This window comes from Shewanella sp. 10N.286.52.B9 (assembly GCF_002873635.1).
Lineage (GTDB): Bacteria > Pseudomonadota > Gammaproteobacteria > Enterobacterales > Shewanellaceae > Shewanella.
Genome location: NZ_MCTY01000111.1, coordinates 1 through 6504, shown reverse-complemented (window position 1 = coordinate 6504; position 6504 = coordinate 1). Strand labels below are relative to the sequence as shown.

At 39.6% G+C, this 6504-nt stretch carries 4 protein-coding genes; all 4 read right to left on the bottom strand.

Going from position 1 to position 6504, the window contains the following annotated elements:
• On the bottom strand, positions 1–1276 hold a 1276-nt coding region (wecC, locus tag BCU91_RS07075; RefSeq protein WP_102531188.1), incomplete at its 3' end, for a UDP-N-acetyl-D-mannosamine dehydrogenase.
• Between the two features lie 13 nt (positions 1277–1289).
• On the bottom strand, positions 1290–2417 hold the full coding sequence (wecB, locus tag BCU91_RS07070; protein WP_102531187.1) for a UDP-N-acetylglucosamine 2-epimerase (non-hydrolyzing): 1128 nt from the start codon (positions 2415–2417) through the stop codon (positions 1290–1292).
• 205 nt (positions 2418–2622) lie between these two features.
• On the bottom strand, positions 2623–3597 hold the full coding sequence (locus BCU91_RS07065) for a Wzz/FepE/Etk N-terminal domain-containing protein (RefSeq protein WP_102531186.1): 975 nt from the start codon (positions 3595–3597) through the stop codon (positions 2623–2625).
• Between the two features lie 115 nt (positions 3598–3712).
• The gene (locus BCU91_RS07060) at positions 3713–6454 is read right to left on the bottom strand and encodes an SLBB domain-containing protein (protein ID WP_102531189.1); all 2742 of its coding nucleotides are present in this window, start codon (positions 6452–6454) and stop codon (positions 3713–3715) included.
• Between the last annotated feature and the right edge of the window lie 50 nt (positions 6455–6504).

Here is a 6504-nt window from a genome sequence, read left to right as displayed (position 1 = left end):
AGACAGCACCTAACCAAATACCTTTTGTATCAACAACATATCTACTATTCAGATGGTTATTTTTAAATTCTTCATGATCAACTAATAAAACATGAATATCAGCATTAACATACGCCTTAGCTCTTGAAACTAGCTCGATAAAACTCAAATTAAGTGATAATTCTTTTATATTCGGCTCCACAGCTAAAACTGACCCTGTATGCATTTCTGCAATAAACTTAGTAATATTAAGCGCAGGACTTTCTCGCAAATCATCTATGTCAGCTTTGAAAGCTAACCCATAACAAGCAATAGTCACATCTTTAGCTGTCTTTGTCGGATTAGCTTGTAAGAAGTCAGCTATAGCTAATTTCACTTTATCAATGACCCACTTAGGCTTCGAATCATTCACTAGTCTAGCAGTATGAATTAGCTTTGCTTCATCAGGAGTCTTAGACACTATAAACCAGGGATCTACAGCTATACAGTGACCACCTACACCTGGTCCGGGCTGCAAAATATTAATTCGTGGGTGGCGATTAGCTAAAGCAATAAGTTCCCAAACATCAATATCTAACTTATCACAAATAACGGATAATTCGTTAGCAAATGCAATCTGCACATCACGACAGCTGTTTTCAGTTAATTTAGCCATTTCGGCCGTGCGCGCATTAGTAATCACACAATCACCTTGTACAAAAGTCTTGTACAATTCAACCGAACGTTCCGAACAACGAGTAGACATACCACCAATAACTCGGTCGTTTTCTACTAGTTCGCGCACAACATGACCAGGTAACACTCGCTCAGGGCAATGTGCAACATTCACATCTGCATTATCACCTGCTGATTGAGGAAAAGTTAAGTCTGGTCGAGAAGCAGAAAGCCACTCTGCAACCTGCTCAGTGGCGCCAACTGGAGATGTTGACTCTAGAATTATTAAATCACCTTTTTTCAATACAGGCGCTATACCATTACAAGCAGATTCAATGTAACATAAATCTGGTTCTGGAATGGCACCTTCAGCACAAGGCTTAAATGGTGTTGGTACCGCGATTAAAAAAGCATCCGCAGGTTCTGGTTTAGTTACAGCCTTAAGGTAGCCTTCAACAACAGCAGCATGAACAATCATATCTAAATCAGGCTCGACAATATGGATTTTACCTTGATTGATTGTATCTACAGCATGTTGATTAACATCAACACCAATGACCTTCTTCTTACGTGATGCAAACATCGCTGCGGTCGGCAGACCGATATAACCTAAACCGATAACTGATATAGTTTCGAAAGACATTTAATTACTACCTTTAAATTGTTTCTAATACATTAAGAATTTTTTGACATGCAAAGCCGTCGCCATAAGGATTATGAGCAAAGCTCATCTTTTTGTATGCTTCGTCGTTGGTCAATAAAATATTCAAGTTATCCACGATGACCTTTACATCGGTACCAACCAACTTGACCGTTTCAGCTTCAACAGCCTCAGGTCGTTCCGTAGTGTCACGCATGACCAAAACTGGCTTACCTAAAGATGGCGCTTCTTCTTGAATACCACCTGAATCTGTAAGAATAATATTTGAGCGCATCATTAAATATATAAATGGAAGGTACTGCTGTGGCTCTATGAGATAAATATTCTCGATGCCCGCCAAGATGCGATTAACCGGTTCACGGACATTTGGGTTTAGGTGCATTGGATATAAAATCTGCGTATCAGGATGCGCTTTAGCTGTTATCGCTAAAGCTTCGCAAATGCGTTCGAACCCACCACCAAAACTCTCACGTCGGTGTCCTGTAACTAGAATCAACTTTTTTTCTTCATCTAAGAACGGAAACTGCGATGCAAGTGTGCGCTTTAAGTCTTCATCCTTTTCAATTTTATCTTTAACCATTAACAATGCATCGATAACAGTATTACCTGTAACAGTGATATCGTTAGAGTTAAAGTTTTCTTTTAGCAGATTAAGCTTTGATGTTTCGGTCGGAGCGAAGTGGAACTTTGTTAAGGCACCGGTTAAACGGCGATTGCCTTCTTCTGGCCAAGGCGAATAGATGTTACCAGTACGAAGCCCTGCTTCAACATGCCCTACAGGGATCTGTTCATAATAAGCAGCAAGACTGGCTGCAAATGTGGTCGCCGTATCACCGTGCACAAGTACAACATCTGGTTTAAAATCTTCTAAAACTGGTTTCAGTTCCTGAATGATTTTAGCCGTTATATCATTTAGTGTTTGACCCGCTTTCATCAAGTTCAGATCATAATCAGGCGTGATCTCAAACAGCTCAAGGACTTGATCAAGCATTTCACGGTGCTGAGCAGTAACACAACATCTTGCTTCAAAGCGCTCATCCGATGCTAAAGCATGAACCAATGGAGCCATTTTGATAGCTTCCGGTCTGGTACCAAATACCGTAAGTACTTTCTTTTTTGTCATTAGATCCGACCTGATTTGAGTATTCCCTCTGAATGAGGAATTGAATAATCACACTTTTCAATCTCAGCCTGTAGAACCAAGCTGAGACACTTTTATTCATTTTGAGACAGCGACATCGCCGCTACCTCCGATAGAACCTAGCTTTTACTGTTTTTCGTTAAACAGTCCCAATAGGCTCTTTTTTTTTCTTTTTTCTTTTCTTTGTTTAATCTTCTTTTCTAACGAAATGCCTGATTAAAACAATCATTACCGCTAACATGCCGCCTAGCATTGTGCCTAATACACAAATCAAGGCTCGTTTAGGACCTGCTTTTTCTTCTGGGACTAATGCTGGGTCAATGGTTTTAAATACGTATTCTTCACGTACTTCAGCAAACATAATAGTTTTAGTTTGCTCTTCAATTAGCTGGTAAAGTATCGTGCGAATATCTGCAACATTAGTTTGGGCTATCTGAGTTTCTAGAAATGCGGTACTGCGCTGAGCTTCTGCCACATCGCGCTGTTTCATTTCTAAGTTGATATCTTCTACTAACCATTTAACCCACTGTTGGGCAACTGATGGTGATAAATGCTCTACCGACACTTTCACCATGCCGGTTTCTTTATCACTATTAATCGCTATCACTTTACTAAACGCTTTATATGCTTCCTGCATTGAAGGCTCTGGCTTAAATGGGGCTTTAACCTCACGAATCCATTTGTTGTTTTTAACATCAAACATATCTACATCATAAGCGAGTGTATCTGAAGCCATATCCCACTTTTCCGCAGCCATGAGGTCGGCCAGAATATTATGCTTTTGAATAAACTCACTGGTAAATTGACGTGATTTAACCACTTCTATCGCCATTTGAGTTTTGTCAACACCACCGCCACCACCAAGGTTGATGCCAGCCATACTTGCAAGACCGCCAAACTGTCCAGCAAGTGCGGCTAAACCACCGCCACCTTGTTCCCCGTCTGCCGGTGAAAGTAGCGCTTCTGATTTATAAGTATTTGGTTGACTAAGTGCAAACAAAACAGAACCAACAGCGAAGACAGCAGTTACTGCAATGATCAACCATTTGCCTTTCCAAATTACTGAAAATAGCTCTCGTAAATCGATTTCATCATCTGCAACAACTTGCGGAGTCGAAGTAAAATTAGCATCTGTGTAATTTTTTGGTATTTGGTTTTTCATGTTTGTTATTAATAGATTTACAGCGATGCTTACTTTGTATTAGCTTAGGCTGTAAATCTAGTTTTTATCCCTGTAATTAATTGGTTGACGCGGTTTAGGATTTTAAAACAAAATTTTACAAGCCTGAAATCGTTGCCAATGCAACCGCAGAGTTATAGACAATTTGTGTCACTTGAGTCCAAAGGGTTAAGTTATCTTTGTACTCAGTATCAAGCGGTACAATAACAGTATCTCCGGCACTTAAAGCGGCCTTGCTGCTAAACCAGAAGCTTTGTTTTGGCATCATTACCGAGCCGTCTGCTTTAATGATATAGGTTCTACCGTCATCAGCACGTTCTCTTGGGCCACCTGACATAGATAAGTATTGGTCTAAAGTCGTGCCTTCTTTAAATCTATGAGTTGACGGGTGCTGTACTTCGCCCATAACAGACACGATTTGTTTCGTGGTAGGCACATACAAAATATCTTTATCTTCAAGTTGTATATCTGCTTGCTCTATTCCCACTTGAATTGCATTTAGATCTACAACTAAACGGCCAACTGCTTGAATATTTTCTAAGTCCGTAAGCATTAGCTGTGCTTCAGAGTAATTAACTACCGTGCCGTCTTTCGACACACCACGGGTTGCAATATCACGACGTAATTGGTCAGCAAGCTTCTTAATTTCAAGTTGCTCTTGTTGCTTTACTGATTCTCTAACAAAAACCGCAGCAGTAGGGAAAGCGAAGTCAGTAAACCCACCTGCGCGTTGCATAACATCGGCAAGCGTTTCGCCTCTACGAATGTTATACATCCCAGGAAATTTCACTTCACCTCGGATTTCAATCGATTTACGCTCTTGCCATTCTGGAGTTGTTAGTACGACCAACATATCACGGCCTTCTAATAACAAATCATCAGATGGAAGGTGATTTATGGCATTATTAATATTGACGTGTATATGGTTGATGTCTGAAAGCGAATCAGAATTTTCAGTTCGGGTTAATTCAGCTCTATTTGTATAAGCACCTTCAACTAAACCACCTGCAGCAACAAGTAAATCACTGACTTTTGCATTAGTTGCTAATGGGTATATACCGCCATTTTTAACTTTGCCAGAAATGGCAACTACTTGAGCTTTTTCTAAAGGGCTACTTTGCTGTGATAACTTGCTAATAATAGGAAATAACAACTCTTCACGACTCATTGAGCCACTTAATTTAATTAAGTCTCTGTCATCAAATAAATTAGATAACATTTTACTGACTTCATCACCGATAAGTTGTTCTTGCTCATTTAGTTCCTTATCAGAACCAGGAATAACTATTCCACCGATTGAAGCTTTATGCATCATTGAACCAGCAGCATCAATATTCATTGACTTAAAACCAGCTTTAAATAAGTCGTTGCCAATAAGTGAGTCACTGCTTAATGATTTTATTTTTTTTGCTCTATTTTGAACTAATTTATTTAATTCATAACGATTTATCGATGAATCATCATAATTAAACAAAATGACTTTATCTCTTGGACTTAAAGCAATATTTTCTGACTGAACCTGCTGCGAAATGGCTTTACCTGGTGAAAATTGTAGTACTTCAATTTTACCAAACTTGTTCACTTCACGAATGATTAATGCGTAGTTCAAATCGGCAGATATGGCTAAATCCCCCCAAATGGTAGGTAACAGATCGTTAACCTTCTGTCCCTGATACCACTGGTACTTACCAGGTCGTACAACCGCACCAACAAGGGTTACTGCATCTTCATATTGCATAGAAGCACTTTTTACACGAATAAAATCACCCGCTTTCGCTAGCTTGCTAGCTGCTTTTGCTGATGTTAAGTCAACATTGACGATGGTTTTTAAACCGTTGTGATTATATCGCTCAATGCTGCTTCGCTTGGGATATGCACCGGGGTTAACACCTGCAGCCATTTTGACCACATCATCAATAGTTTCATTGCTCTTAATTTCATAAATGGCCGGACGTCTAATTTCACCGGTAATACTTACTCGTCCACCGACTGATGGAATGAAAACTACATCACCAGAACGTAAATTAATATCTTTCGATGCATCACCTTTTAGCAGCAGATCATATAAATCAAAGCTACCAACTAACTGCCCCTGACGTTTTACTTGAATATTACGTAAACTACCTATTTCATTTACGCCACCAGCTGCAAACAGAGCTTGTGTAATGGTAGATAAACTAGAGACAGTATACGAACCAGGTTTATAGGCATCACCAGCGATAAAAATGCGAATAGAACGTAATTCACCTAGGGTAATATTTGATTCAATACCGATCATTTGTTTTTGAATTCGCTCGCCTAGATACTCGCGTAATTCAGAAAACGTTAGCCCCACAACCGATATAGGCCCCAATTCTGGGAATTGAATATTGCCATCACGACCTATTGTTAAGGCGTATTCACGATTATCTTTACCATAAAGTTGCACATTTAGTGTATCGCCAGGCCCAACAACATAGTCACTTGGTACAGGGATATCTGAAATAGGAGCAAATGTAGTTGGCTCGCCAGCAAACATGTCATAGCCAAAAAAGTTTAATTCTGCTTTTTCGCTTTCTTGTTCAAAATCGAGATTATTAGTTTGCTGTTCTTTTGCTTGTACTTGCCTTGCAGGAATTGGCGTGGCTTCAGCGATTTGACTTGATTGACCGCTTTGCCCCGATAACACTGAAGGGCTAATACCATACTGCTTAGCAAGTCTTTGCTGTTCAGAAGCTGGCAAGGATTTAAACTGCTCTATCATTTGAGGAGAGGGAGCTACAGCTTGAATAGGTGCGCTGATAACTAAAGTCGCACTCAGTGCCGCTATTGCGAATATTTTAATCTTCTGTAACACCATGTATCTCCAAGTAAATAATAGCAAATGAATATTTGAGCTAAAAATTAATT